This window comes from Roseburia inulinivorans DSM 16841 (assembly GCF_000174195.1).
Lineage (GTDB): Bacteria > Bacillota > Clostridia > Lachnospirales > Lachnospiraceae > Roseburia > Roseburia inulinivorans.
Genome location: NZ_ACFY01000049.1, coordinates 1 through 891, shown reverse-complemented (window position 1 = coordinate 891; position 891 = coordinate 1). Strand labels below are relative to the sequence as shown.

The following is an 891-nucleotide window of genomic DNA, read 5'->3' as shown; positions in this document are numbered from 1 at the left end:
AATTGCCGAGAAACCTTCGGTGGCGCAGTCCATCGCAAAGGTAATCGGTGCAGATAAGAGAGAGGACGGATACCTGGAGGGCAAGAGATTGTGTTTAAAGATGGAAAACTTGTCTGAGACGCAGCGAAGTAAATAAAATGAATAATATAGGAAGTCAGTAGTGCGTGAATAAACTGCTGGCTTCTTTTTTGATAGATACAGTCACTCCCAGAGAGTGTGCAGGATAGTAAAGTAATAATATCAACATGACGATATAGAAAATGCAGGGAAGCATTGTATTTCAAAGAGTTTGAGATACAGTGCTTTTGTGTATTAACAGGGGTAAATGGTTTAATGCTTTTTTTTAATCGTATTTCGTGTTAAAAAATTGTATTTGGTGAAGAAATACCGTAATATTTTGTTTCATGTGATGTCTTTTATAGGTGAGATTTGAAACAGAATAAAGATTGAGCCGATATATAAATGAGAAAGAAGGTGAGTGCTATGCTGGAAATTGTTGTCTGTGATGACGATATAGCAGATCTTGAGTGTGCAGTGACTATGCTGCATAAGATTTTTACAAGTCAAAAGATTGCTTATCATATTGAGCAATTTGCGTCTGCAAATCAAATGCTTGAAAATATCAGCAACATTGATATCGGAATTTTAGATATTTCGATGGAAGAACTGAATGGTATTAAACTGGGGAGAAAATTAAAGGAAAAATTTCCGGATGTGAAATTAGTGTATATTACGAGTTATGAAGAATATTGTATGCAGGTCATTAACGAAGTTCATGCATTTTCATTTCTATGTAAACCATTGGAATATGATAAACTGGAATTGCAGATATTGGAACTTCTGAATCAACTGCCGGATACCGGAGCAGAAAAGGATTTTTATAAAGTGACG

Annotated in this window: 1 protein-coding gene and 1 pseudogene; both read left to right on the top strand. The window is 35.4% G+C overall.

The window, feature by feature from the left end; genetic code table 11:
* Position 1: 1 nt before the first annotated feature.
* Positions 2-82, top strand: a pseudogene (locus ROSEINA2194_RS23855) (DNA topoisomerase III); the annotation flags it as partial.
* A gap of 380 nt (positions 83-462) precedes the next feature.
* The coding region (locus ROSEINA2194_RS04960; protein ID WP_007884096.1) for a LytR/AlgR family response regulator transcription factor at positions 463-891 on the top strand (429 nt) is incomplete at its 3' end.